This is a genomic window from Streptomyces sp. A 4/2 (genome assembly GCF_940670765.1).
Lineage (GTDB): Bacteria > Actinomycetota > Actinomycetes > Streptomycetales > Streptomycetaceae > Streptomyces.
The window spans coordinates 35,288-58,664 of record NZ_CALNVW010000025.1 but is presented as its reverse complement, the minus strand read 5'-3'; the positions used below and the strand labels follow the sequence as shown (position 1 = coordinate 58,664).

Sequence of the window (23,377 nt, the reverse complement as noted above, 5' to 3'; positions counted from 1 at the left end):
CGCATCATGTGAAAAGTACGCAGAACATCCCGCGTGGGATTCGCTGCGGAATCCAGTGCATCACCGCTGTACGAAACAGAAATGAGGGGTCGTCATGACCAGTCAGGCCAAGAAGGTGTGGGCCGCCTTCACCACCGCGTTCTTCGCGCTCGTAGCCATGCTCGGGTTCACCTCCCCGGCCACCGCGACCGCTGGTGCCGTTGCCGCACCGGCGCCCGCCGACCTGTCGGGCCGCACCGGTCGTACGGTGGGCGCCCCCACGGTCCGGACGGCTCCCGGGGCCGCCGAGCCGGCACCGGCCCCGGCACCGGCTTCGGCGCGGACGGAGGCGCGCACAGGAGCACGTACAGAGGCGCGCGCCGCCGCCCCCACGCCGGCGCAGGTGGCCTGGTGGTCGCTGCCGAAGGACCGGGCGCTGCCGCCGACCATCAAGCAGCGGATTCGCGCCGAGGCGCACGGTTCGACGCCCAGCACCCGGCACCTCCCGCTCGACCTGGACGCCTCGTCGGACGGCGCGGTCGCGGACGCGGCGGTCGGCGAAGCCGTCCTTCAGCCGGTCTGACCGGTGCGGTCGGCGAGTTCTGCCCGGTCGGTACGGTCCGTGGGACCGGAACCGTCGGCACGATCCAGCCGCGGAGACCGCACAACGGGCATCGTCAGGCGGGCCGCCGAGGCGATGGTGGCACGAGCTTCGCGCTCGGTGAGTCCAGTACGAACCGCAGTATCGGCGAGCAGAGCGGCGAGATCTTCGCCGAAACCGTTCCCGTGCGCGCGGCAGGCAGCCGGAACGGACGGGTGTTGCGCTGTCCCTGGTGGGCGGCGCGTACGAAGTGCACCAGGCCGTGGCCCCGCGTGGGCCGGCCGGGTGGAGTGCCGGGAACGCGAGCGGGAGGCGTGAGCAGACGGAGCGGGGCGCGAGGAAAAGGCGCGGGCGCGAGACGGGCCGTGCCGGGCGCGAGACGGTAGACAGCGTGGGTCGTGAGTGAACCGGGACCTATGAGGTACCCGCCGACGCCACGGACGTCGATGCCGGGAGCGAGTCGGCTCACCGGGTCGGGGACGACCCTGTCGGGTGGTCCGGTCGGCCGGAGATGGCTGCCCCCACCGGGTGTGAGCGCGACGACGGTCTCGGGATCGTGAACAGATGCTTGAGTACGAGGCGTTGAAGAGCGGCCGTGGAGCCGCTCTCCGCCTCGGTGCCGAGGTCGATGCCGATCGGGTGGTGCGGCGGTCGGTCGGAGGCGCCGCGGTAGAGAACGCGGTAGAGAACCGGGTCGGGGTCCCGGTGATGCGGTGACAGCAGCGCGGGAAGTTGGCTACGGGACAACCGGACAACGGGATGACGGGACAACGGGCCCGCGCTCGGCGGTGAAGCGCGCACGGGCGAGGGTCGGATGGCGGGCGGAGTGCCTGTCGGTGGCGGCCAGTTGTTTATTGCCGAATAAGTGTTCGAATCAGGGGGGCGGACCAGGGGAGGGCAGGGCGTTCCCGAGGAAATGACGGAACGATTCATCCCTTGGGGCGCCCGGGGGTGACGGGTTGCGGGCTGCCGTTTTGCAGGTTCAGTGCCTTGGTGGGGTTTATCGACTTAACGTCACGCTTGCGAGGGAATCAAGCCTTCCGCGCTGGTTCCCCAGGGGCCCGGTGGGCAACTCTGATCTCGCGACAAGTCGTGCACCACACCGGGACGGTCGGCCAACTTTCCCGGAAGCAACCGCCTTTCTGGTTCCTGGAGGAATTGACATGGCACACATCCGTACCGCTCGCGCCCTTGCCGCTGTCGCCGCGCTGCCGTTGGCAGCCGCCCTCTTCACGGGCGTGGCCTCCGCGGACAACGGCGCCATCGCGGGCAGCGGATCCAACGCCAGCGTGGCCGGGGTCGTCGGTAGTGGCGTCGGGCACGACAACAACGGCAACTCGACCACCACGCAGCAGGTTGCCACCGGCGCGGGTGCGTCGAACCAGAACAACACGGCGAGTGTGAACGGCTCGGCCTTCACGGCCATCCACCAGGCCAACTACACGGTGAACTTCACCCGGCTCTGGTGACACGCGGCCCGATGGGGGTCGGGACGATGGGGAACATTCGGGGAACGCACGAGTAGTGCGCGGGGTGAATGGCAGTCCGGGCGGCGGCGCTGAGGCGTCGGCGCCCGGACTGTTTCTGTGTGCGGGCGGTTCGGGTCGTGGTTCGGGTTCCGGCCTTGACAGTCGAGGCATATCTGACGGACAGTCAGAAACCCTGATCCGGATGCCAGGGAGGCCGCCGACGTGCACCTCGCCCCGACGGAGCGGCAGCAGCAACTGCGTGCCGAACTCCGTTCGTATTTCCATGAATTGATGCACGACGAAGCAGAACCCGGATCCCCTCCGGGCTCCGGCGCACACCCCGGAGCGCAGCGTGACCTGCTGCGCCGCATCGGCGCGGACGGGATGCTGGGACTGGGCTGGCCCGTCGAGTACGGGGGCAAAGGACGCGGTCCCGACGAACAGTTCGTCTTCTTCGACGAGGCGTACCGCGCGGGTGCGCCGGTGTCGATGGTCACCCTGAACACCGTCGGACCGACCCTGATGAAGTACGGGACGCGGGAACAGAAGGATTACTTCCTGCCCCGCATCCTCAGCGGCGACCTCGTCTTCGCGATCGGGTACAGCGAGCCGGAAGCGGGTACGGACCTCGCTTCCCTGCGGACCAGGGCGGTGCGCGAAGGCGACTCCTGGGTGATCGACGGACAGAAGGTCTTCACGTCCAACGCCCAGAACGCCGACTGGATCTGGCTCGCCTGCCGGACGGATCCGGACGCACCCAAGCACAAGGGCATCTCGATCGTGCTGGTGCCGACGGACGCGACGGGCTTCTCCTGGACGCCGATCGAGACGGTCGGTGGACAGACGACGACCGCCACGTACTACGACGGGATCCGGGTGCCCGCAACCAACCTTGTCGGTGCGGAGAACGCCGGCTGGGGGCTGATCACCAACCAGCTCAACCACGAGCGGGTGGCGCTGGCCGCGATCGGGATGCAGGCGGAGGACTCCTACGCGGCGGTGCTGGAGTACGCGCGCACACCCGATCCGGACACCGGGGAACGGCCCGCCGACCGGCCTTGGGTACGGGGGCGTCTGGCCGAGGTGCACGCGCGGCTCGCGGCCGTCAGATTGCTCAACTGGCGGCTGGTCGGGGACGTGGGGGCGGGGACGCTCGCGCCGGGCGATGCAAGTGGGGTCAAGTTTCTGGGAACCGAAAGCGCCGTAGAGGTGTATCGAATGTGCCAGGAAATCGCAGGGGAGTCGGCGCTGATCCGGACGGGGACGCCGGGGGCCTTCGGGGACGGGGAGTTGGAGCGCATGAACCGGGCGGCGCAGATCAACACCTTCGGGGGCGGGGTGAGCGAGGTGCAGCGGGAGATCGTCGCGACGATGCGGCTCGGGATGAGGAGCCGGAAGAGGTGAGCGGGGAGGTGGACAAGGTGAGGAACGAGGCGCGGACCAGGGAGAGGGAGACGGAAGACCCGCTCCACCGGCGGCTGAAGGCGTACGAGGGGCGCCCTGCCGCGACGTCCGGGGTGGGGAAGGACCCCGTCAACGAATCGATGATCAGGCATTGGTGCGAGGCGATGGGCGACACCAGCCCGGCCTATCCGGCGATCGCACCACCCACGATGCTCCAGGCCTGGACGATGGGCGGGCTCTCCGGGCACACGGGCCGGACGGACGCGTACGACGAGCTGTTCGCGCTGCTGGACGGCGCCGGATGCACGGCGGTGGTCGCGACCGACTGCGAGCAGGAGTATCTGCGGGACCTCCGCCCGGGGGACCGGATCACCTTCGACGCGGTGATCGAGTCGGTCTCCGAGCGGAAGACGACCAAGTTGGGGACGGGGTACTTCGTCACCACCCGGATGGATGTCCGGGGAGACGGTGTCCTGGCGGGGACGCACCGCTTCCGGATCCTCAAGTACGCACCTGCGGGCAGGGCTTCGTCCGGAGCCGCGGTCGAGCCGCCGGCCGCGGTGCGGCCGAAGGAGGGGACGACCGGCGCGGTGCCCTCCGCAGCGGCGGCGGGCGGAAAGCCGGAGGCGAGGCGGCCCCGGCCGGTGATCAACCGGGACAATGCCGGGTTCTGGGCCGGGGTCGCCGAACACAAACTGCTGATCCAGCGCTGCTCGTCCTGTGCGACGCTGCGTTTTCCCTGGCTGCCCGGGTGCAATGCGTGCGGATCGCTCGACTGGGACACGACCGAGGCGAGCGGGGCCGGGACGGTCTATTCGTACGTCGTCATGCACCATCCGCCGTTCCCGGCCTTCGAACCGCCCTACGCGGTAGGCCTGATCGAACTGGCCGAGGGCGTTCGGATGGTGAGCAATGTGACCGGGGTTCCGTACGACAAGGTGCGGGTCGGTATGCCGGTGACGCTCGAATTCCTGCGGGTGGACGCGGAGTTGGAACTTCCGGTGTTCAAGGGGAGCGGAGGCTGACATGGACTTCACACCCACGGAGGAGCAGGAAGCGGCCGGTGAACTGGCTGCGCAGATCTTCGCGGATCTCTCCACACACGAGCGCCTGACAGCGGTGGGCACCGGGACGGACGCCGAGCTGTGGAAAGCGCTGGGCGCGGCAGGACTGGTAGCCGCGGCAGAGGAGACGGGGCTGCTGGGGCTGGTACTGCTGCTGGAGGAGCAGGGGCGGCGGACCGCCCAGGTTCCGCTCACCGCGACCTGTGTGTACGGACTGCTGGCGGTGGCCGCCCACGGCACGGACGAGCAGCGCGAGCGGTTGCTTCCCGGGCTCCGGGACGGGACAGCGGTAGCGACCGGCGCCTTCCCGGCGTACGGCGGCGTACGGGCGGACGCGGAAGGCCGTCTGAGCGGGACTGTGCCCCTGGTGCCGTGGCTGCGGGACGCCACCCTGGTGCTGGTCGCCGACCGGGACCGTCGGCTCTGGCTCGTACGGGTGGCGGACGCACGGACGGAGGCGGTGGAGACCACCGCGCCCTGGTCGGCCGGGCGGCTGATCCTGACGGGGACACGGGCCGAGCCGCTTGGCGGGCCCGGGGCGTACGAACAGGTGCTGGCCACGGCTCGGATCGCATGCGCGGGGCTCCAGGCCGGTGTGTGCGCGGGTTCGCTCGCGCAGGCCGTTTCGTACACGTCGGAACGGGAGCAGTTCGGGCGTCCGCTCTCCACCAACCAGGGGGTGCTGCTGCGGGCGGCCGACGCGTACATGGACACCGAGGCGATACGGGTCACGGCGTACGAGGCTGCCTGGCGGCACGACGAGGGCCTGCCGTACGCCACCCACGCACTCACTGCGGCGTGGTGGGCGTCGGAGGCGGGCAAGCGGGTCGTCCACGCGGGCCAGCATCTGCACGGGGGACTCGGTTCGGACATCGAACATCCCGTGCACCGGCATTTCCTCTGGGGGCGGCAGCTCGATGCCTATCTGGGCTGCGGGAGTGAAGTACTCGAAGAATTGGGCGGGTTGATCGTGGGCGCCGAGGAGCCGCGCACGGAAGAAATGGAGGAACCGGTATGAGAGTAGGCGATGAACTGGCGCCGCTGGAGATCCCGATCACCCGCACGCTCATCGTCGCGGGAGCCGTGGCGTCCCGTGACTACCAGGACGTGCACCACGATGCCGAGGCCGCCAGGGAGAAGGGCTCGCCCGACATCTTCATGAACATCCTCACCACCAACGGGCTGGTCGGCAGATACATCACCGATCACTTCGGGCCGGGCTGCACCTTGCGCAGGGTCGCGATCCGGCTGGGAGCTCCCAACTACCCGGGGGACACCATGGTGCTGACCGGGGAGATCACCGCGGTCGACGGCGGCTCGGCAGAGGTCCGCGTGGTCGGCGCCAATGCCAGGGGACACCACGTCACCGGCACCGTGACGGTCGGCGTGGGCGCCGACATCGGCATCGGTACGGGTATCGGTGGCGCGGCCGGTTCAGGACAGGCGGAGACGGGAGCGGGCACATGAGTATGCGTGAGCGGGACTCGCTCGGCGGCAGGGCTGCCGTGGTCGGGATCGGGGCGACCGAATTCTCCAAGGACTCCGGACGCAGCGAGCTGAAACTGGCGGTCGAGGCCGTACAGGCAGCCCTCGACGATGCCGGTCTCACGCCCGCCGACGTGGACGGCCTGGTCACTTTCACCATGGACACCAGCCCCGAGATCACCGTCGCCCAGGCGGCCGGGATCGGTGAGCTGTCCTTCTTCTCCCGGATCCACTACGGCGGCGGGGCCGCCTGTGCCACGGTGCAGCAGGCGGCGCTCGCCATCGCCGCCGGGGTGGCCGATGTGGTGGTCTGCTACCGGGCGTTCAACGAGCGTTCGGGGCGGCGCTTCGGCTCGGGGGTGCAGCGCAGGGAACCCTCCGCCGAGGGGGCGGCGCTCGGCTGGGCGTTGCCCTTCGGGTTGCTCACACCGGCCTCCTGGGTGGCGATGGCCGCTCAGCGTTATCTGCATACGTACGGCCTCTCCCCCGAGGTGTTCGGCCACGTGGCGGTGACCGACCGCCGGTACGCCGCGCGCAATCCCGCGGCGTACTTCTACGAGAAGCCGATCACCCTCGCCGACCATGCCGCCTCGCGGTGGATCGTGGAGCCGCTGCGTCTCCTCGACTGCTGCCAGGAGACGGACGGCGGCCAGGCGATCGTGGTCACCAGCGCCGAGCGGGCGCGCGATCTGCGCCGTCCACCTGCGGTGATCGTGGCAGCGGCGCAGGGGGCGGGCCGGGCGCAGGAGCAGATGACCAGTTTCTACCGCGACGATCTCAGCGGGCTGCCCGAGATGAGCGTGGTCGCCCGGCAGCTCTGGCAGACCTCGGGGCTGCGGCCGTCGGACATCGATGTGGGGATTCTCTACGACCACTTCACGCCGTTCGTCCTGATGCAACTGGAGGAGTTCGGCTTCTGCGGACCGGGTGAAGCGGCGGCCTTCGTCGCGGAGGACGCGCTGCCGCTGAACACCCATGGCGGCCAGTTGGGGGAGGCCTATCTGCACGGTATGAACGGCATCGCGGAGGCCGTCCGACAGGTGCGCGGCACCTCGGTGAACCAGATACCCGGCGCGGCCACGACCCTGGTCACGGCCGGCACCGGAGTTCCCACGTCCGGGCTGATCCTGGGCGCGGACGGCTGACACAGCGGCGTGGGCGTTGGGCAGGGCGGCCGGAGACCCGTTCACTGCGCCCTATGCATCAACGGAAGAGGTTCCTGACCCGCGCACTCGTCGCAGCAGCGCTCGTGACGCTGACGCTCACAGCACCGGAGGCCGTCGCCGACCCCGCACCGGACGCGGCGGCAAGAACAGGGGGAGCCACAGTCACGGGCGCTTCCGCGGACGCAATGACAGCCGTCTCCCGGGAGGCAGCCGCGCCCGCGAAGGCGGCCATGTCCACCGGCACCGTGCGCTTCAACGGCTGGGGGTTCGACACCTGCGTCACCCCGTCGCTCGCGACGATGCGGGCCTGGGGTTCCTCCAAGTACCGGAGCATCGGCGTGTACTACGCGGGCCGCGGCCGGGGCTGCCCCCATCAGCCCGAGCTCGACCGGGCCTGGGTGTCATCGGTCTACCGCATGGGATGGAAGGTGCTGCCGGTCTTCGTCGGCTCGCAGTCACCGTGCGTGGGAGCGGAGAACAAGCGGAAGTTCCAGATCGGGAGCAACCCCTCGGGCCAGGGGACGAAGGAGGCACGTCAGGCCGTGCAGGCGGCCGGAGGTCTCGGCATGCTGAAGGGCACGCCGCTCTACCTCGACATGGAGGCGTACGACACGGGCGACCGCACCTGCGCGGACGTCACGCTCTCCTTCATCCGCTCCTGGGACCGGGAGGTGAAACGTCTCGGCTACGTGTCCGGCTTCTACAGCAGTGCGGACTCCGGCGTGGCGCAGATCGGGGCAGCGCGCAGGGCGGGCACCACGGACCTGCCCACCGTCATGTGGTTCGCCCGGTGGCAGAAGAAGCCCTCGGTGTCCGGCGAGCCCTCCCTCCCGGCCAACTCCTGGACCCCGCATCTGCGGATCCACCAGTACGAGGGAGACGTCACCGAGACACACGGGGGCCGTGAGCTCAGCATCGACCGGAACAGGGTCGACGCACCGGTGGCCCGTATCGGCTGATCAGCGGCCCGCGCCGGTCAAGCCGACGCTGGTGGACCCTGACGGCACGAGGAGCGTCCTCCACCTTCAGGAGGTGGAGGTACCACCACTCCTACAACCTGAGGGGGATTCACCTTCGGCACCTCTGGGCGATCTGCTCGCAGGTGTTCTGCTCCTAGCGTGGAGCTATGACCACGCCAGTCTGTACCAGCGCAGCGAAGGCGGCGACGCCGTACCCGTCGTTCGCCACCTATATGCGGGCCCGGGGGCCCGTGCTGCTGCGCACCGCCCGTTCGCTGACCCCCAATCCGAGTGACGCCGAGGACCTTCTCCAGACCGCGCTCACCAAGACGTACGTCGCGTGGGAGCGGATCGAGGACCACGGTGCGCTGGACGGCTATGTGCGCCGGGCGCTGTTGAACACCCGTACGTCGCAGTGGCGCAAGCGCAAGGTCGACGAGTTCGCCTGCGAGGACCTGCCCGAACCGGAGACCGTGCCCGAACCCGACGCCGCCGAGCAGCAGGCGCTGCGCGACGCGATGTGGCACGCGGTGATGAAGCTCCCCGACCGCCAGCGGGCCATGCTCGTGCTCCGCTACTACGAGGACCTCAGCGAGGCGCAGACCGCCGAGGTCCTCGGTGTCTCGATCGGCACCGTCAAGAGCGCGGTTTCGCGCGCGCTCGGCAAGCTTCGCGAGGACCCGGAGCTGTCCCCGGTGCGGTGACCGTCGTGGTGATTCCGGCAGGTTCCCGACGGGATCCCGGGGGTGACCTCGGGCGGGGACACGGGCAGGGACACGGGCGGGGACTTCGATGGGAAGCCGGTGGAATTCCTGGCGGCGGGTAGTGACATACCAATCGGTATGTGAGCAGAATTGCGCCACATTACCCATGCGTAGGCGAAGCTGCGTAGGCGAAGCTGCCCCCGGGAGGACGCCGTGCTGAGCACGATGCAGGACGTACCACTGACAGTGACCCGCATTCTTGTTCACGGAACGCTGATGCACGGCACGTCTCAGATCACCACCTGGACCGGGGACGGCCGGGAACCGCAGCGTCGTTCCTTCGCCGAGGCCGGTGTCCGCGCGGTGCAGCTGGCCAACGCGCTCCGCGACGAGCTGGGGGTCGACGGCGACGAACGGGTCGCAACCGCCATGTGGAACAACGCGGAACACGTGGAGGCGTACTTCGCGGTCCCCGCCATGGGTGCCGTACTGCACACCCTCAACATCCGCCTCCCCGCCGAGCAGCTGGTCTGGATCGTCAACCACGCGGCGGACCGGGTGATCATCGTCAACGGCTCGCTGCTGCCGCTGCTCGCGCCGCTCCTCCCTCACCTGCCGACCGTCGAGCACCTGGTGGTGAGCGGCCCCGGTGACCGTTCGCTGCTGGCCGGTGCGACGGCGACCGTGCACGAGTACGAGGACCTGATCGCGGGCCGCCCGATGACGTACGACTGGCCCGAGATCGACGAGCGCCAGGCTGCCTCCCTCTGCTACACCTCGGGCACCACCGGTGATCCCAAAGGGGTCGTCTACTCGCACCGTTCGATCTTCCTGCACTCCATGCAGGTCAACGCCGCCCAGTCGATGGGGCTCACGGACGAGGACACCACCCTGGTCGTCGTGCCGCAGTTCCATGTCAACGCGTGGGGTCTGCCGCACGCGACCTTCATGTCCGGCATCAACATGCTGATGCCGGACCGTTTTCTCCAGCCCGCCCCGCTCGCGGAGATGATCGAGCAGGAGAAACCCACGCACGCCGCCGCCGTGCCCACCATCTGGCAGGGACTGCTGGCCGAGGTGACCGACCGGCCGCGCGATCTGAGCTCCATGAAGCGGGTCACCATCGGCGGCTCGGCCTGCCCGCCCGCGCTGATGGCCGCCTACGACGAGCTGGGCGTCCGGCTCTGCCCCGCCTGGGGCATGACGGAGACCTCGCCGCTGGGAACCGTCGCCAACCCGCCCGGTGGACTCACCGACGAGGAGGAGTGGCCGTACCGCAACACCCAGGGCCGATTCCCCGCGGGCATCGAGCCCCGGCTCGTGGGACCCACCGGCGAGATCCTTCCCTGGGACGGCGAGTCGGCCGGTGAGCTGGAGGTGCGCGGGCCGTGGATCGCCGGTGCGTACTACGGAGGTGCGGGCGGCGAGGACTTCAGGCCCGCCGACAAGTTCAGCGAGGACGGCTGGCTGAAGACCGGCGATGTCGGCGTCATCAGCCAGGACGGCTATCTGACACTGACCGACCGCGCGAAGGACGTCATCAAGTCCGGCGGCGAATGGATTTCGAGCGTGGCGCTGGAGAACGAGATCATGGCCCACCCGGCGGTCGCGGAGGCCGCGGTCGTCGCCGTGCCGGACGCCAGGTGGGGTGAACGGCCGCTCGCGACGGTGGTGCTGAAGGAGGGCGAGAGCGTCGGATACGAGGAGCTGAAGGCGTTCCTCGCCAGGTCCGTCGCCAAGTGGCAGCTTCCTGAACGGTGGGCGATCGTGCCGTCCGTGCCGAAGACGTCGGTCGGGAAGTTCGACAAGAAGGTGCTCAGGAAGCAGTACGCGGACGGGGAGCTGGACACGACGCAGCTCTGAGCGAAGAAGTTCCGGTCATGACCGTGGTTCCCGTCGTGATCGGGGCTCGGCTCCGACCGAAGTCTCAGCCCGGGGCAGGCACCGGCCCGGTCCCGGGCGCAGGGGCGACCCACCCGATCCACCCGACTCACTCCGGCCCACGCGGACGCCGCGCGGGCCGGCCCTGCGGCCGGCCCGGTTCAGTTCAGTTCAGTTCAGTTCAGTTCAGTTCGTCCCGATCTTCGCCAGCAGGTCGACGATCCGGCCCTGCACCTCGCTGCTGGTGGAGCGTTCGGCCAGGAACAGCACGGTCTCCCCCGAGGCCAGCCGCGGCAGTTCGGCCTCGTCCATGCCCGCCGAGGTGTAGACGACCAGCGGCGTGCGGTTCAGCTGCCCGTTCGCGCGGAGCCAGTCGACGATTCCGGCGCGACGGCGGCGTACCTGCATCAGGTCCATCACCACCAGGTTCGGGCGCATCTGCGCGGCCGAGGTGACCGCTTCCGCGTCCGTCGCCGCGCGGACCACCTGCATACCGCGCCGCTCCAGGGTCTCGGTGAGCGCGAGCGCGATCTCCTCGTGCTCCTCGATCAACAGGACGCGCGACGGGTGCTGCTCGCTGTCGCGCGGGGCCAGCGCCTTCAGCAGCACGGCCGGGTCGGCACCGTACGCGGCCTCCCGGGTGGCCTGCCCGAGTCCGGCCGTCACCAGTACGGGCACCTCGGCGGCGACCGCGGCCTGTCGCAGGGACTGCAACGCCTTACGGGTGATCGGGCCGGTCAGCGGGTCCACGAAGAGCGCTGCGGGGAACGCGGCGATCTGTGCGTCGACCTCCTCGCGGGAGTTCACGATCACCGGACGGTAGCCGCGGTCGCTCAGCGCCTGCTGGGTGGAGACGTCGGGCGCGGGCCAGACGAGCAGCCGACGCGGATTGTCGAGCGGTTCCGGGGGCAGTTCGTCGTCGATCGGCTGCGGCTGCGGCCGGTTGGCCACCTCCACCGCACCGCCGGGGCCGTCCAGCGGCTCGGGGCCCTCCGACCCCTCGTCGGGTGCCCCTATGGCGTACGAGCGGCCCTCCTCCTGCGACGAGTGGGGCGAGAGACGCTGTTGAGCTTGCTGAGGCGACGGTGCCTGCTGGGGCTGGGCCCCTTCCGGGTTCGCGGTCCGCTGGTTCGCGCCCTGCGGATGCGGCCGGGCGTCCACCTCGGGGCGCTCGTCCTCGGGCGGTGCCGCGAGCCTGCGGCGGCGGCCGGAACCCAGCGAGTGGGGCTGGTTCTGGTGCGCCGCGATCTGCTCGGTGAAGGGGGTGCCCTGGCCGAGCGTGCGCACGCTTATGGCCCGCCCCTGGGAGGCGTCGGCGGGCAGCGGCTCCTCGGCGGGCAGCGGCCGGCTCGCGGGCGCGCCGTCCTCCGGGGGCAGGGCGGCAGGCTCCGTGACGGAGGGCCAGCCCTCCGGCGACGCGTACAGCGTGCCGTCGTTGGCCTGCTCGTCGCCCGCGCCGGGGTGGTGCTGCGGGCGACGGCCGGTGTCCGTGGATCCGGTCCGTACGGAGTCGTGGCGGCCCGGCAGCGAGGCGTCGGAGGGCGCCGACGGCACCCGGTCGGCCTCGGCGGGCGGGAGCGCGAACGCGCTGCGCGGGCGCTCGGCCTCGGCGGGTGCGGCAACGGACGCCGTCGCCAGGGCCCGCCGCGCACGTCGGCCCGGAGGCGGCGTCTGCGGCTGGGACGGGCTCTGCGCCTGGGAGGGAGCCTGCTGCTGGGCGGGCTCGGGCAGGGGCAGGGGCAGGGGCAGGGGTTGTGGGGCGGGCCGAGCGTCCGGGAGCGGCTGCGGCGCGGGAGCTTCCGGCGCCGGGCTGCCCGGAGCGGATGCACCCGGGGAGTCAGGAGTACCGGCGGTGGGCGCGGGCGACAGCGCGGGTCGCGCGTTCTCGATCTCCCGCATGCCCTCCGCGCGCCGTGCGCGCCGCCCGCTCGGGGCGTGGGCGTCCGACGGCACGCCCTGCGGCGGTACCGTCGCTCCGCGCTGGGCGCGCGCCGGTCCCTGGGCGGTCCCCTGCGCGTTCTCGGCGGCGGTCACCACGGACCCTTCGGCGGGCGCCGGAAGCTCCGTGCGCCCGCGCCGACGGCCCGACCCGCTGTCGGACGGGCCGTTCTCCGGCGCCGGGGCCCCGGCAGGCAAGGACGCCTGCGGCAGCGGCGCACCGGCACCCGTACCGTCGCCCGCACCCGTACCGCCGCCCGCACCCGTACTGTCCGTGCCCCTCCCGTCTGTCCCCGGACCGGCTTCCTCGCGGCGTGCCCTGCGGCGCCCCGTAGGCGGCTCCGGCGTACCGGGACCCGCGCCGGGAGCCGTGCCCCCGTCCACCGGACCGTCCAGGAAGGCGTCGGTCGAGGAGCGACGTCCGCGCCGCCGTCCGCCGCCCGAGGTCGTGTTCTGCTGAGCGGGCACCGGAGCGGCCTCCGCCGCCGGATCCACTGTCCCCGCTCCGGCACCGAGCGGCACTTCCAGGACGTACGCGCTGCCCGTCGTCCCCGGCACCTCGTGCGTCTGCAGCACTCCCCCGTGCACCCGGACGATCCCGCGCACGATCGGCTCGTGCACGGCGTCACCGCCGCTGAACGGCCCGCGCACCTCGATCCGTACGACCTCACCGCGCTGCGCGGCGGCCACCACGATCGTCGAGTCCACATAGGCGCCGCCCGGGGCCACCCGCGCCTTGCCCGTGGCGTCCACCCCGGCCACGTCGGCGATCAGATGCGCGAGTGCCGTTGCCAGCCGCGCCGCGTCCACCTCGGCCTCGATGGGCGGCGCGTGCACCGCGAACTGCACCCGGCCGGGACCGATCAGTTCGACCGCACCGTCCACACCCGCCGCGACGACCGCGTCGAGCATCACCTTCGTCTTGGCCAGTTCCTCCGTGCCCGCGTCGAGCCGCTGGAAGCCGAGCACGCTGTCCACGAGCGTGGTCATCCGGGAGTAACCCGCGGCGAGGTGGTGCAGGATCTGGTTGGCCTCGGGCCATAGCTGCCCGGCCGGATCGGCGGCCAGCGTGCCCAGCTCGGCGCGGAGTTCCTCCAGCGGCCCGCGCAGGGCGTCGCCCAGGACCGCGGTCAACTGCTCGTGCCGCCCGGCCAGCGCGTCGTGCCGCTCGTCCCGTGCCTTCGACTCGGCCGCGTGCCGCTCCTCCAGGGCCGTCAGCTCGGCGGCGTGCTGTTCCTTCAGAGCCGTCAGCTCGGCGGCGTGCTGCTCCGCCGCCGCGGAGTTCCGCTCGTCCTTGGCCCGCAGCTCGTCGGCGTGCTGCTTGGCCTGCTTCTCGTACGGGCGGCGGTCCGCGAACGTCAGGACCGCGCCGACGAGCTGCTCGCCGTCCCGTACCGGCGCCGTCGTCAGGTCGACCGGTACCGCGCTGCCGTCCTTCGCCCACAGCACCTGACCGCGCACCCGGTGCTTGCGCCCGGACCTGAGGGTGTCGGCGAGGGCGCTCTCCTCGTACGGGAAGGGCTCCCCGTCACCGCGCGAGTGCTGCACCAGAGGGTGCAGCTCCTTGCCGCCGAGGTCGCTCGCCCGGAAGCCGAGGATCTGCGCGACGGAGGGATTGACCAGGACGACACGGCCGTCCGTGTCGGTGCCCACGACCCCCTCGGACGCCGCGCGCAGGATCATCTCGGTCTGCCGCTGCGAGCGGGCCAGTTCGGCCTCGGTGTCGACGGTCCCGGACAGGTCCCGCACGACGAGCATCAGCAGCTCGTCACCCGTGAAGCCGCCACCGTACGAGTCGTACGCCTCGCGGCCGTCCTCCAGGCTCGCGCTGGTCACCTCGACCGGGAACTCCGCCCCGTCCGTGCGCCGGGCGAGCATCCGGGTCGGCTTGGTCCTGCCCCGCTCGTCCGCGCCCTCCGGCCGCCGCATCGAGCCCGGGATCAGCCGCGAGTCGAACTGCGGCAGCAGGTCGAGCAGTCCCCGGCCGACGAGCGCCGTGCCCGGCGTTTCGAAGGCGTCGAGGGCGATGGAGTTGGCGTTGACGACCGTTCCGTTGCAATTGACGAGCAACAGCCCGTCAGGGAGGGCGTCAAGTATGGCTGCGAGGCGAGCAGCGCCTCGGGATGGCCTGCTGCTCACGACGACGCTTCCTCCCTGAACTACTGCAACTTGCTGACAACCTGGCCCATCTTGCCCCTCGGGCCATGGCGTGTCACTGCTGGGAGTCTAAAGGCAGCGGCTCCGGGCGTGACGCGGATGAGGGGGAGCTCTCACCAATGTTCTGTGGACGGCCTGCGACGCGGGCGTTCAGGCGACGGTGTGCGGAAGCACGGGCTCCAGGTTGTTCCAACGCGATGTCTCGCACCCATTGGTGCGGCGGAAGGTCGCGTCCACGGGCTGTCCCTGCCAGGTTCCGGTGATGTGCGCGGTGGCCGGACCGCCGTACAGCATCGTGCACATCAGGCCCTCGGGCACCGGTGCGAACGGCCTCTTCCCGTCGACGGCGAGCCGGGCCAGCCGGTCGCAGGCCTGCTGCGGCGAGGGGTGGGTTCCTCCGGTGGGGCCGCACTCCAGCTGGTGCGTGCCGTCGGCCGCGGGATCACCCGAGCCGGTGACGGCGACGCTGAGCCGGTCGGGGACCCGGTGGCCGGGCAGCTGTCCGACTGCGGGTCCGGGGCCGGGGCCGGGCACAGGACCGGGGACGGGAGACGAGACGCTGGGGACGGACGCCGCACCGGGACCGGTGAAGGCGGACGCGGCGCCGGGTACGGCGGCCAGCGCGGCGAGCGAGGCGACAGCGGTGAGGGCGAGGCGGCGCAGCATGACGGGTAACTCCTCGGCTGGTAGGGCTCGGGGCGGCGCCCCTGCCTCCCTAACGCTCCTACGCGCCCGGCGTTGCGCAACAGGAAGGACTTTGCCCTGCCACCCGACTGCCTAGTAACGTAGGCCGCGATTGGTGACGGCCCGCAAGGCTGTGTCATCATCTGCACGCACCACTTCGCGCTCGCGCGACTGTGGCTGGTGTGCTGGAGGCGTCGCCTAGTCCGGTCTATGGCGCCGCACTGCTAATGCGGTTTGGGTTTTACGGCCCATCGAGGGTTCAAATCCCTCCGCCTCCGCCAGATGGATCGCTGGAGCCCCGTCCGCAAGGACGGGGCTCCAGTCGTATCCGGGGGGACGTTTCACCAGCTCAGCGGGGGTGCGGCCAATGGATTTCACCTGACGCCGCAGGTCATGTAATGTTGTTCTCGCAACGCCGACGGGGCACAAAAGCCCGGGACGCCAAGCACTCGTAGCTTAACGGATAGAGCATCTGACTACGGATCAGAAGGTTGCAGGTTCGAATCCTGCCGAGTGCACAGCAGGTCGAAGCCCCCGCCAGGGAAACCAGGCGGGGGCTTCGTCGTACGTGCGGGCAGCGAAGTACAGCAACTGCCCCTGCCCAGTGATGTCCACTCTCGGCCGCTACGCAACCGTTATGACCGGCACCGGCCGATCCGGCTAGAGCTACGGGAAGGTCGCAGGTTTGAATCCTGCCGAGTGCACAACAGGACAGAGACCCCCAGGGGGCTGAGAGCCTCTGCTGTATGTCGTGACGGCAGTGGCTGACAGCAGCCTCTTCCGGGGGCGGCCGTCGGACCGATCGGACGGCTACGAGGACACCGGCCGCACCGTCGTCATCGTCCGACACGTTGCCGTCACCCCGCAGTGCATCGGTGGCCAGGTCAACCCCTCCGCCGTCGAGGCGATGAAGGAGGCCGGCATCGACATCGCCGACCGGAAGCCGACGATTCCTCCCCCGCTTCGCCTGCTCCGTGACTGTCATCCACTATGCCTACCGCCAGGCCGTCGGTGGACGCTGTTCCGGCGCGAAGAAGGGCTCGACGGCAGGACGCTAAGAAAGCATTGTCCGCAGCCGTCGGTCGATGAATTACGGCTCATAATAGAGGCTGTTCCCGAGTTTCCCCCTGAGGTGATTACTCGGGAATAGGATAACTAATGAGAAGCCAAGAAGGTCAAGCCCTGCCGGATGCGTCCGGCTGGGCTAGTCAATGCCTCTGTATATGTCATCCTCCGGCAAGTCGGCCTTTCGGTCGATCGGCGAGTCCTGTGGCGCCGTCACGATATCCCCTGTTGATCTGTGGGACCCATAGATCGTCCACCAGGGATCGAACGCGCCAGCCGACAGACATGACGTGTATCTGTCGATATGCGGGCGTAGTCCGGTCGAGAGGATGCGGACCATGCAGGATTTTTCTCGTCGCGGAGTGCTCAAGGCCACTGCGGGCGCCGGCGCGGGCGCGGTCGTTCTCCCGGGCGTCGCGGCCGCGGAGGCCACGGGCGCGAGCGCCGTCACCCACGAGGCCGAGAGTGCGAAGTGCCGGCCGGCGGAGCTGACCGGCCGCATCGTCCGTCCCCACGACCCCGACTACGCGGAGGCGAGTCTGGGCTGGGACGAGTTGTTCGTCCGCTATCCGCTGGTGATCGTCTACGCCCAGCGGACCCAGGACGTGGTCAACGCCCTCACCTGGGCGCGGCAGCACGATGTCGCGATGCGGGTGCGGAGCGGCGGCCACAGCCTTGAGGGCTGGTCGAACGTGGACAACGGCATCGTGATCGACGTCAGCGAGCTGAAGTCGGTCCACATCGACACAGCCGGCCGTACGGCGACGGTCGGAGCCGGGCTCACCCAGTTGGAAGCGGTGACCACGCTCGCGAAGAAGAACTTTGCGGTGACGACCGGCACGGAAGGCACCGTCGGTCTGGCCGGTGCGACGCTCGGTGGCGGCTTCGGGTTCCTCACCCGCTACCTCGGAATGGCCTGTGACGGCCTCATCGGGGCCGAGATCGTCGTCGCCTCGGACGGTGACTGCGCCAAGGTCATCAAGGCGGATCTGAAGAACAATTCGGACCTGCTCTGGGCGCTCCGCGGAGCGGGCAACGGCAACTTCGGAATCGTCACGTCGCTCACCTACAAGCTGGCTCCGCTCAAGAGCGTCACCTATGTGCAGGCGACGTGGGACGGTCTCGGAGACCTGAACAGAGTCTTCGACTCATGGCAGCGCACGGCTCCCTTCGCCGACAACCGTCTCGGCACGCAGGTCGAAATTCACAGGAATCAGATCCTGCTGTTCGCGGTCCTCGCGGAAGGAACGCCCGCGGAGGCGAAGAAACTACTGGCCCCGATTCTTTCGGTCGGTCGCCCCGAGGTCTCGGTGCAGGTCGGCAACTGGGGCGACGTATATGCGGGATTCCAGATTCCCACCGCGAATGAGCCCGCCAACTGGAAGTTCTTCTCGCAATTCACCAACAAGCCGTTCCCGGGGAAAGCGATCAGCGTGATCGCGTCGTTCATGCGGGAAGCGCCGACGGACGACAGCAACTTCTTCACTCAGGCCTTCGGCGGAGCGGTCAGGAAGAGCCCCCGCGGCGGCACGGCGTTCCCGCATCGCGATGCGCTCTTCTACTCCGAGCCCGGTGCCGGCTGGGGGACCCGTGGAGAACCGGGCAGTGGCGACGAGCTGACCCCGCGGGCCCAGGCCTGGATCGCCGAGTTCAGCCAGGCGCTGCGGCCCTACGTGCACGGTGCCTACGTCAACGTTCCGAACATCGGCATGCAGGACTGGGAAACCGCCTACTGGGACGGCAACTTCGACCGGCTGCGCAAGATCAAGCAGAAGTACGACCCCTGCAACGTCTTCCAGTACGAGCAGAGTGTCCCGCCCGCGTCCTGCTGACCGACAAGCCTCACAGGGCCTCGGCCTGGGCCCCGGAAGAATTCCGGGGCCCTCCGGCGTTTCCCGCGCCGGTTTCATCCGGCGGGTGCCGGAGGTCACTGCCGTTCGACGGCGTCCAGTGCCGGGGCGAACTGCGCGGTGCGCCGGAGCGGGTGCAACTGGCCCCGGCCGCCTCCGGTGCCGGGAGCGGTGGCATCGTATGACCTCGTTTTGCCCCTCCTCAGTCGTCAACTCGGCTGCTGTGTACGGGAATCGGCCATACGTGAGAGCGAAGGGCCGGCGCGGCACACGCTGCGGTGAGGCGCGTCGTATTCTCCCGCTCGGATGAACCCCGCCGTCCGAGGAGTGTGAGGTACCTGTGTCCCCGGCATCTTCAGCACCTTCAACGCCCGCCGTGTCTTCAGCGCTCGCACCGCACGCAACGCCCGCAGCGCCTTCAGTACCGGTAAGGCGTGCACGACGACGCCTCAATGCCGTTCTGGTCTCGTTCCTGGCGTTCTGCGGGTTGGCCTTCGCCGCGTTACCGGGTGCGGCCTCCGCCGCGCCGCGGCACCGAACGGAATTCGTCGTCAGCGAGGCCCAGTTCGACCGGATGTTCCCGGACCGGAACGCCTTCTTCACCTACGACGGTCTGGTCACTGCCACCGCCGCGTACCCCGGATTCGCCCGCACCGGCAGCAGAGCGGTACGGAAGCAGGAGGCCGCTGCCTTTCTGGCCAATGTCAGCCACGAGACCGGCGGCCTGTACTACGTGGTCGCGCAGAACAAGGCCACGTACCCCGTCTTCTGCGACGCCACCCAGCCCTACGGGTGCCCGGCGGGCCACGACGCGTACTACGGACGCGGCGCGATCATGCTGAGCTGGAACTTCAACTACAAGGCCGCGGGCGACGCCCTGGGGATCGATCTGCTCGACAATCCCTGGCTCGTGGAGACCGATCCGGCGGTGGCCTGGATGACCGCCCTCTGGTACTGGGACACGCAGACCGGGCCGGGCACCATGACCGGCCATGACGCGATGGTCCACCGGAAGGGGTTCGGGGAGACCATCCGCAGCCTCAACGGCACCGCCGAGTGCGACGGCGGGAACGCCGCGGAGATGCAGCACCGGGTGGATCTGTACGTGCAGTTCACCCGGACCCTGCGTACCGCGCCGGGGCACCGTCTGACGTGCTGACCCGCTGACCCGCTGATCGCCCCTCCCTTCGTAGCGCCTGACTGTCAGTGGCGGGTGTCATCCTGTGAGTGATCCGGATTTCGCTGGTCCCGTGGCGGGCGGAGCTATCGAGGGGAGCAGGGGGGATGTGGCGTTCCGGCGGGCTGCGGTGGGGGGCCGAGGGGCCGCGGCTGGTGTGGGAAGGGCATGGCCGTGAGCGGGCCAGTCCGTTGGTGTACGGGAACGGGATCGGGTTCCGGGTCGTGCCGGAGGGGGAGCGGACCTGTGTGGGGGCACGGGGTAACGCCTGTCCGGTGCGGGCCCGGGTGCCGGCGCGTGGTGCGCAGGCGCGGTGTGCGGAGTGCGCGCGGCTGGACCGGGCGCACTCGGTGGCCGCCGACACGATCGCGGACGACCCGCGCGTGTACCGGGTGTATCTGGCCTGGTTCGGCCCCGGGATGGTCAAGGTGGGGATCACCGCGGAACAGCGCGGTCCGGCACGGCTGATGGAGCAGGGGGCGGTGGCTTTCAGCTGGCTGGGGCGGGGGCCGCTGATGGCCGCGCGCCGGACGGAGGAGCTGCTGCGTACGGCGCTGGGCGTGCCGGACCGGATTCCGTACGCGGAGAAGCGCGCGGTGCGGGCCCGGCTGCCGGGACGGGAGGAGCGCGGGGCCGAGGTGCGGGAGGTGCACGGGAAGGCCGTCGCACTGGCGGGATGGCCGGATTCGCTGGAGCGGCTGGAATGCGAAGTCGCCGACCACTTCGCGGTGTTCGGGCTGGCGGGGCTCGGGGACCTGGTGGGGGTGGTGAGCGAGCTGGCGGCCGGGGGTGTGGTCGCCGGGCGGCTGGTGGCCGCCGCCGGGCCCGATCTGCATCTCGCCGGGGAGGGCGGGGATGTAATCGTCCTCGACACGCGGCTGATGGCGGGATGGAGTGTGACGGGCGCAGAGCCCGGCACGGGGATGACCGTGCCGGTGCGAGCCGTCCCGGCGGAGCCGGACACGGAACAGGAGGGGCTGTTCTGACCTGGATTCGCACCGTGGCGCGGCGCGCCCTGGGGTTCGGACCGGACCGGGCTTTCGTCAGGTGCCGCGCGGGGCGGTACTGAACCTGGATTCGTACCGTGGGCGCGCCCTGGAGTTCGGACCGCAGCCGGGCTCCCGTCATGTGTCGCGCGCGTCCGGCGGCGCGGAGCAGGGAGGCGTTGGTGGACCGGGCGCGCAGGCTGCCGGAGAGGGTGAGGATCCGCATGCTCCGACCGTATGTCCGCCTGCCCGCATGCCTTGCTGCACCCCCTGCCCGTATGCCTTGCCCGTCCCCCACCCGCGCATGCCTTGCCCGTACCCCACCGACCGGGAGCCCGTCCGTGCGCCCGACCGTGAGCCGGGCCGTGAGCCGGGCCGGGTCGAAGGTGTTTCTCAGGAATTTCACAGGTTGGGGAAAGGAGGCTCTCAGAGGCCGCTCACAGGGTGGTGGCCATGACTACGACCTCGCCCCAGGGGCGTACCGGAATGCTCAGGCCCGACGGCAGCCCCGTACGGGTGCTCGTCGTGGACGACGAGGCCTCGCTCACCGAACTCCTGTCGATGGCGCTGCGCTACGAGGGGTGGCAGGTCCGGAGCGCCGGTGACGGAGCCGGTGCGGTGCGTACCGCACGGGAGTTCCGGCCCGACGCGGTGGTGCTCGATGTGATGCTCCCCGATACGGACGGCATCGCCGTGCTCGGACGGATGCGCCGTGAGCTGCCCGATGTGCCGGTCCTCTTCCTGACCGCGAAGGACGCGGTGGAGGACCGGATCGCGGGCCTGACGGCGGGCGGCGACGACTACGTCACCAAGCCGTTCAGCCTGGAGGAGGTCGTGGCCAGGCTGCGCGGACTGATCCGCCGGTCCGGTACGGCCGCCCAGCGCACCGAATCGATGCTCGCCGTCGGGGACCTGACCCTCGACGAGGACAGCCACGACGTGACCAGGGGCGGGACCAACATCCATCTGACGGCCACCGAGTTCGAGTTGCTGCGCTTCCTGATGCGCAACCCGCGCCGGGTGCTCTCCAAGGCGCAGATCCTCGACCGGGTGTGGTCGTACGACTTCGGCGGCCAGGCCAATGTCGTCGAGCTCTACATCTCCTACCTGCGGCGCAAGATCGACGCGGGACGGTCGCCGATGATCCACACCCGGCGCGGCGCCGGTTACCTGATCAAGCCCGGGGAGTAACGGTGTCGGCGCACCGGCGCTGGTCGCTGCGGACGCGGCTGGTCGTGTCGGCGGTGGCGCTGATCGCGGTGGTGGTGGCAGTGATCGGTACGGTCACCACGATCGCCATGCACTCCAATCTGGTGAGGCAGCTCGACAAACAGCTGGTCGCCGCGGCGAAACGGCCCGACCGCGGCCCGATGGACCTCGACCGGTCCATCGTCCAGCAGCCCGGTCTGCCGATCGGCGCGGTCGGCGGGCGCACCGTGGCGGGCAGCGACGAGATCGTCGACGGAGTGAAGAGCGTCGCTGTGCCGGGCGCGCAGACGGACAGCGTGGCGCTCGGCGACGCGCAGGTCAGAGCCCTGAAGTCCGTTCCCAGGGACGGGAACGCGCACACCGTCTCCCTTCCCGGACTGGGCGACTTCCGGGCGACCTTCTCCCCCGGCGGCACCTTCGTGCTGGGCTTCCCGCTCAGTGGTGTCCAGTCCACCGTCAGCACCCTGGTCGTCGTCGAGGTGTGCGTCACCGCGGCCGGGCTGCTCGCCGCGGGCATCGCGGGTACGGCGCTCGTCGGGATCGCGCTGCGCCCGCTCCGACGGGTCGCGGCGACCGCGACACGGGTCTCCGAACTGCCGTTGCACAGCGGTGAGGTGGCGCCCCTGGAGCGGATCCCCGAGGCCGAGGCAGATCCACGGACCGAGGTCGGGCAGGTCGGCGCCGCGCTCAACCGGATGCTGGGCCATGTCGGTTCGGCGCTGGCGGCCCGGCAGGAGAGCGAGACGCGGGTGCGGCAGTTCGTCGCCGACGCCAGTCATGAGCTGCGCACCCCGCTCGCCTCGATCCGCGGATATGCCGAACTGACCCGCCGCGGCACCGAGGAGACCGGCCCCGACACCCGGCACGCACTGGGCCGGATCGAGTCCGAGGCCGGTCGGATGACCGGGCTGGTGGAGGATCTGCTGCTGCTCGCCCGGCTGGATTCCGGGCGCCCGCTCACGTACGAGAGCACCGATCTGTCCCCGCTGGTCGTCGACGCGGTGAGTGACGCCCGCGCCGCCGGGCCGGACCACAAGTGGCGCCTCGAACTGCCGGAGAACCCGGCCGTGGTGCGGGCCGACGGCGCCCGCCTCCATCAGGTCCTGGTCAATCTGCTGGCCAACGCCCGTACGCACACGCCTCCCGGCACCACCGTCACCGCGAGCGTGCGGCGCGACGGTGCCTGGACGGTGGCGGAGGTACGGGACGACGGGCCCGGGATCCCGGCCGGTCTGCTGCCGCACGTCTTCGAGCGGTTCGCCCGCGGGGACGCCTCACGGTCCCGGCACGCGGGATCCACCGGGCTCGGCCTCGCGATCGTGCAGGCGGTGGTGGTGGCCCACGGCGGCGGTGTGACGGTACGGAGCGTCCCCGGGGCCACGGCCTTCGAGGTCAGGCTCCCGGCGTCGCCGGCCCCGATCACCCCACCCCCGCCCCCGCCCCCATGCCCACTTCCGCCTCCCGTCCAGCCCTTCCCTCCCGCCTCGCCAGTACCGTCCGTCCCGCGCACGCCCACCGGCCCGCGCATGCCCACCGTCCCGCCCGGGACTCCGGATTCACCCGGCGCGACCGCGACTCACAGGTACGGCACAGGCTGAC

Annotated in this window: 18 protein-coding genes, 2 tRNA genes and 1 pseudogene; 18 read left to right on the top strand and 3 right to left on the bottom strand. The window is 70.4% G+C overall.

The window, feature by feature from the left end; translation table 11 throughout:
- Window positions 1–94: 94 nt before the first annotated feature.
- Window positions 95–562: a DUF6344 domain-containing protein gene (locus NBY69_RS19300; protein ID WP_250302266.1), complete on the top strand. Its 468-nt coding sequence runs from the start codon at window positions 95–97 to the stop codon at window positions 560–562.
- Here NBY69_RS19300 and NBY69_RS19295 read toward each other — a convergent pair.
- Window positions 550–1,427, bottom strand: a pseudogene (locus NBY69_RS19295) (bifunctional DNA primase/polymerase). The gene NBY69_RS19300 and the pseudogene NBY69_RS19295 sit on opposite strands and share 13 nt — an antisense overlap.
- Window positions 1,428–1,743: 316 nt before the next feature.
- On the opposite strand from NBY69_RS19295, the gene NBY69_RS19290 reads away from it, so the two are divergent.
- From NBY69_RS19290 to NBY69_RS19250, 9 genes are all read left to right on the top strand, one after another.
- Complete coding sequence (locus NBY69_RS19290; protein ID WP_250302265.1) at window positions 1,744–2,049, top strand: hypothetical protein; 306 nt, start codon at window positions 1,744–1,746, stop codon at window positions 2,047–2,049.
- Window positions 2,050–2,271: 222 nt separating this feature from the next.
- Window positions 2,272–3,453, top strand: coding sequence for an acyl-CoA dehydrogenase family protein (locus NBY69_RS19285; RefSeq protein WP_250302264.1), 1,182 nt, complete (start codon window positions 2,272–2,274; stop codon window positions 3,451–3,453).
- Window positions 3,450–4,478: a bifunctional MaoC family dehydratase N-terminal/OB-fold nucleic acid binding domain-containing protein gene (locus NBY69_RS19280; RefSeq protein ID WP_374211298.1), complete on the top strand. Its 1,029-nt coding sequence runs from the start codon at window positions 3,450–3,452 to the stop codon at window positions 4,476–4,478. Before NBY69_RS19285 ends, NBY69_RS19280 begins: the two co-directional genes overlap by 4 nt.
- Window position 4,479: 1 nt before the next feature.
- Window positions 4,480–5,535, top strand: a complete 1,056-nt coding sequence (locus NBY69_RS19275; protein ID WP_250302263.1) for an acyl-CoA dehydrogenase family protein — start codon at window positions 4,480–4,482, stop codon at window positions 5,533–5,535.
- Window positions 5,532–5,984, top strand: a complete 453-nt coding sequence (locus tag NBY69_RS19270) for a MaoC family dehydratase (RefSeq protein ID WP_250302262.1) — start codon at window positions 5,532–5,534, stop codon at window positions 5,982–5,984. The genes NBY69_RS19275 and NBY69_RS19270 overlap by 4 nt, the downstream gene beginning before the upstream one ends.
- Window positions 5,981–7,147 (top strand): lipid-transfer protein, encoded by a 1,167-nt coding sequence (locus NBY69_RS19265; protein WP_250302261.1) that lies wholly within the window; start codon window positions 5,981–5,983, stop codon window positions 7,145–7,147. The genes NBY69_RS19270 and NBY69_RS19265 overlap by 4 nt, the downstream gene beginning before the upstream one ends.
- Before the next feature lie 53 nt (window positions 7,148–7,200).
- Complete coding sequence (locus tag NBY69_RS19260; RefSeq protein ID WP_250302260.1) at window positions 7,201–8,127, top strand: DUF1906 domain-containing protein; 927 nt, start codon at window positions 7,201–7,203, stop codon at window positions 8,125–8,127.
- A 167-nt stretch (window positions 8,128–8,294) separates the two neighbouring features.
- A complete protein-coding gene (locus NBY69_RS19255) occupies window positions 8,295–8,831 on the top strand; it encodes a SigE family RNA polymerase sigma factor (RefSeq protein ID WP_250302259.1) in 537 nt (178 codons plus the stop codon).
- A 213-nt stretch (window positions 8,832–9,044) separates the two neighbouring features.
- Window positions 9,045–10,694 (top strand): long-chain fatty acid--CoA ligase, encoded by a 1,650-nt coding sequence (locus tag NBY69_RS19250; protein WP_250302258.1) that lies wholly within the window; start codon window positions 9,045–9,047, stop codon window positions 10,692–10,694.
- A 204-nt stretch (window positions 10,695–10,898) separates the two neighbouring features.
- Here the strand turns inward: NBY69_RS19250 and NBY69_RS19245 are convergent, their stop codons facing one another.
- Complete coding sequence (locus NBY69_RS19245; RefSeq protein WP_250302257.1) at window positions 10,899–14,789, bottom strand: PAS domain-containing protein; 3,891 nt, start codon at window positions 14,787–14,789, stop codon at window positions 10,899–10,901.
- A 168-nt stretch (window positions 14,790–14,957) separates the two neighbouring features.
- The gene (locus NBY69_RS19240) at window positions 14,958–15,473 is read right to left on the bottom strand and encodes an SSI family serine proteinase inhibitor (RefSeq protein WP_250302256.1); all 516 of its coding nucleotides are present in this window, start codon (window positions 15,471–15,473) and stop codon (window positions 14,958–14,960) included.
- A gap of 205 nt (window positions 15,474–15,678) precedes the next feature.
- On the opposite strand from NBY69_RS19240, the gene NBY69_RS19235 reads away from it, so the two are divergent.
- The 8 genes from NBY69_RS19235 to NBY69_RS19200 all read left to right on the top strand — a co-directional run bounded on the left by NBY69_RS19235 (window position 15,679) and on the right by NBY69_RS19200 (window position 23,376).
- Window positions 15,679–15,772 (top strand) — tRNA-Ser (locus tag NBY69_RS19235).
- Window positions 15,773–15,936: 164 nt separating this feature from the next.
- Window positions 15,937–16,009: transfer RNA gene (locus tag NBY69_RS19230), tRNA-Arg, on the top strand.
- A 242-nt stretch (window positions 16,010–16,251) separates the two neighbouring features.
- Window positions 16,252–16,641, top strand: a complete 390-nt coding sequence (locus tag NBY69_RS19225) for a hypothetical protein (protein WP_250302255.1) — start codon at window positions 16,252–16,254, stop codon at window positions 16,639–16,641.
- Window positions 16,642–16,894: 253 nt separating this feature from the next.
- Window positions 16,895–18,388 (top strand): FAD-binding oxidoreductase, encoded by a 1,494-nt coding sequence (locus NBY69_RS19220; RefSeq protein WP_250302254.1) that lies wholly within the window; start codon window positions 16,895–16,897, stop codon window positions 18,386–18,388.
- 478 nt (window positions 18,389–18,866) lie between these two features.
- Entirely contained in the window at window positions 18,867–19,565 is a 699-nt protein-coding gene (locus NBY69_RS19215; protein WP_374211303.1) for a chitinase, read from the top strand.
- Between the two features lie 125 nt (window positions 19,566–19,690).
- On the top strand, window positions 19,691–20,569 hold the full coding sequence (locus NBY69_RS19210) for a DUF2797 domain-containing protein (protein ID WP_250302252.1): 879 nt from the start codon (window positions 19,691–19,693) through the stop codon (window positions 20,567–20,569).
- Between the two features lie 453 nt (window positions 20,570–21,022).
- Entirely contained in the window at window positions 21,023–21,760 is a 738-nt protein-coding gene (locus tag NBY69_RS19205; protein ID WP_284348546.1) for a response regulator transcription factor, read from the top strand.
- Window positions 21,761–21,762: 2 nt separating this feature from the next.
- Window positions 21,763–23,376 carry a cell wall metabolism sensor histidine kinase WalK gene (locus NBY69_RS19200; protein ID WP_250302251.1) on the top strand — a complete coding sequence of 538 codons (1,614 nt, stop codon included), beginning with the start codon at window positions 21,763–21,765 and terminating at the stop codon, window positions 23,374–23,376.
- Window position 23,377: the final 1 nt, after the last annotated feature.

Bases quoted from the DNA above. Each gene is read 5' to 3' on its own strand.
- NBY69_RS19300 (WP_250302266.1), top strand. From the start codon at position 95: ATGACCAGTCAGGCCAAGAAGGTGTGGGCCGCCTTCACCACCGCGTTC.
- NBY69_RS19290 (WP_250302265.1), top strand. From the start codon at position 1,744: ATGGCACACATCCGTACCGCTCGCGCCCTTGCCGCTGTCGCCGCGCTG.
- NBY69_RS19275 (WP_250302263.1), top strand. From the start codon at position 4,480: ATGGACTTCACACCCACGGAGGAGCAGGAAGCGGCCGGTGAACTGGCT.
- NBY69_RS19270 (WP_250302262.1), top strand. From the start codon at position 5,532: ATGAGAGTAGGCGATGAACTGGCGCCGCTGGAGATCCCGATCACCCGC.
- NBY69_RS19265 (WP_250302261.1), top strand. From the start codon at position 5,981: ATGAGTATGCGTGAGCGGGACTCGCTCGGCGGCAGGGCTGCCGTGGTC.
- NBY69_RS19260 (WP_250302260.1), top strand. From the start codon at position 7,201: ATGCATCAACGGAAGAGGTTCCTGACCCGCGCACTCGTCGCAGCAGCG.
- NBY69_RS19255 (WP_250302259.1), top strand. From the start codon at position 8,295: ATGACCACGCCAGTCTGTACCAGCGCAGCGAAGGCGGCGACGCCGTAC.
- NBY69_RS19240 (WP_250302256.1), bottom strand. From the start codon at position 15,473: ATGCTGCGCCGCCTCGCCCTCACCGCTGTCGCCTCGCTCGCCGCGCTG.
- NBY69_RS19220 (WP_250302254.1), top strand. From the start codon at position 16,895: ATGCAGGATTTTTCTCGTCGCGGAGTGCTCAAGGCCACTGCGGGCGCC.
- NBY69_RS19210 (WP_250302252.1), top strand. From the start codon at position 19,691: ATGTGGCGTTCCGGCGGGCTGCGGTGGGGGGCCGAGGGGCCGCGGCTG.
- NBY69_RS19205 (WP_284348546.1), top strand. From the start codon at position 21,023: ATGACTACGACCTCGCCCCAGGGGCGTACCGGAATGCTCAGGCCCGAC.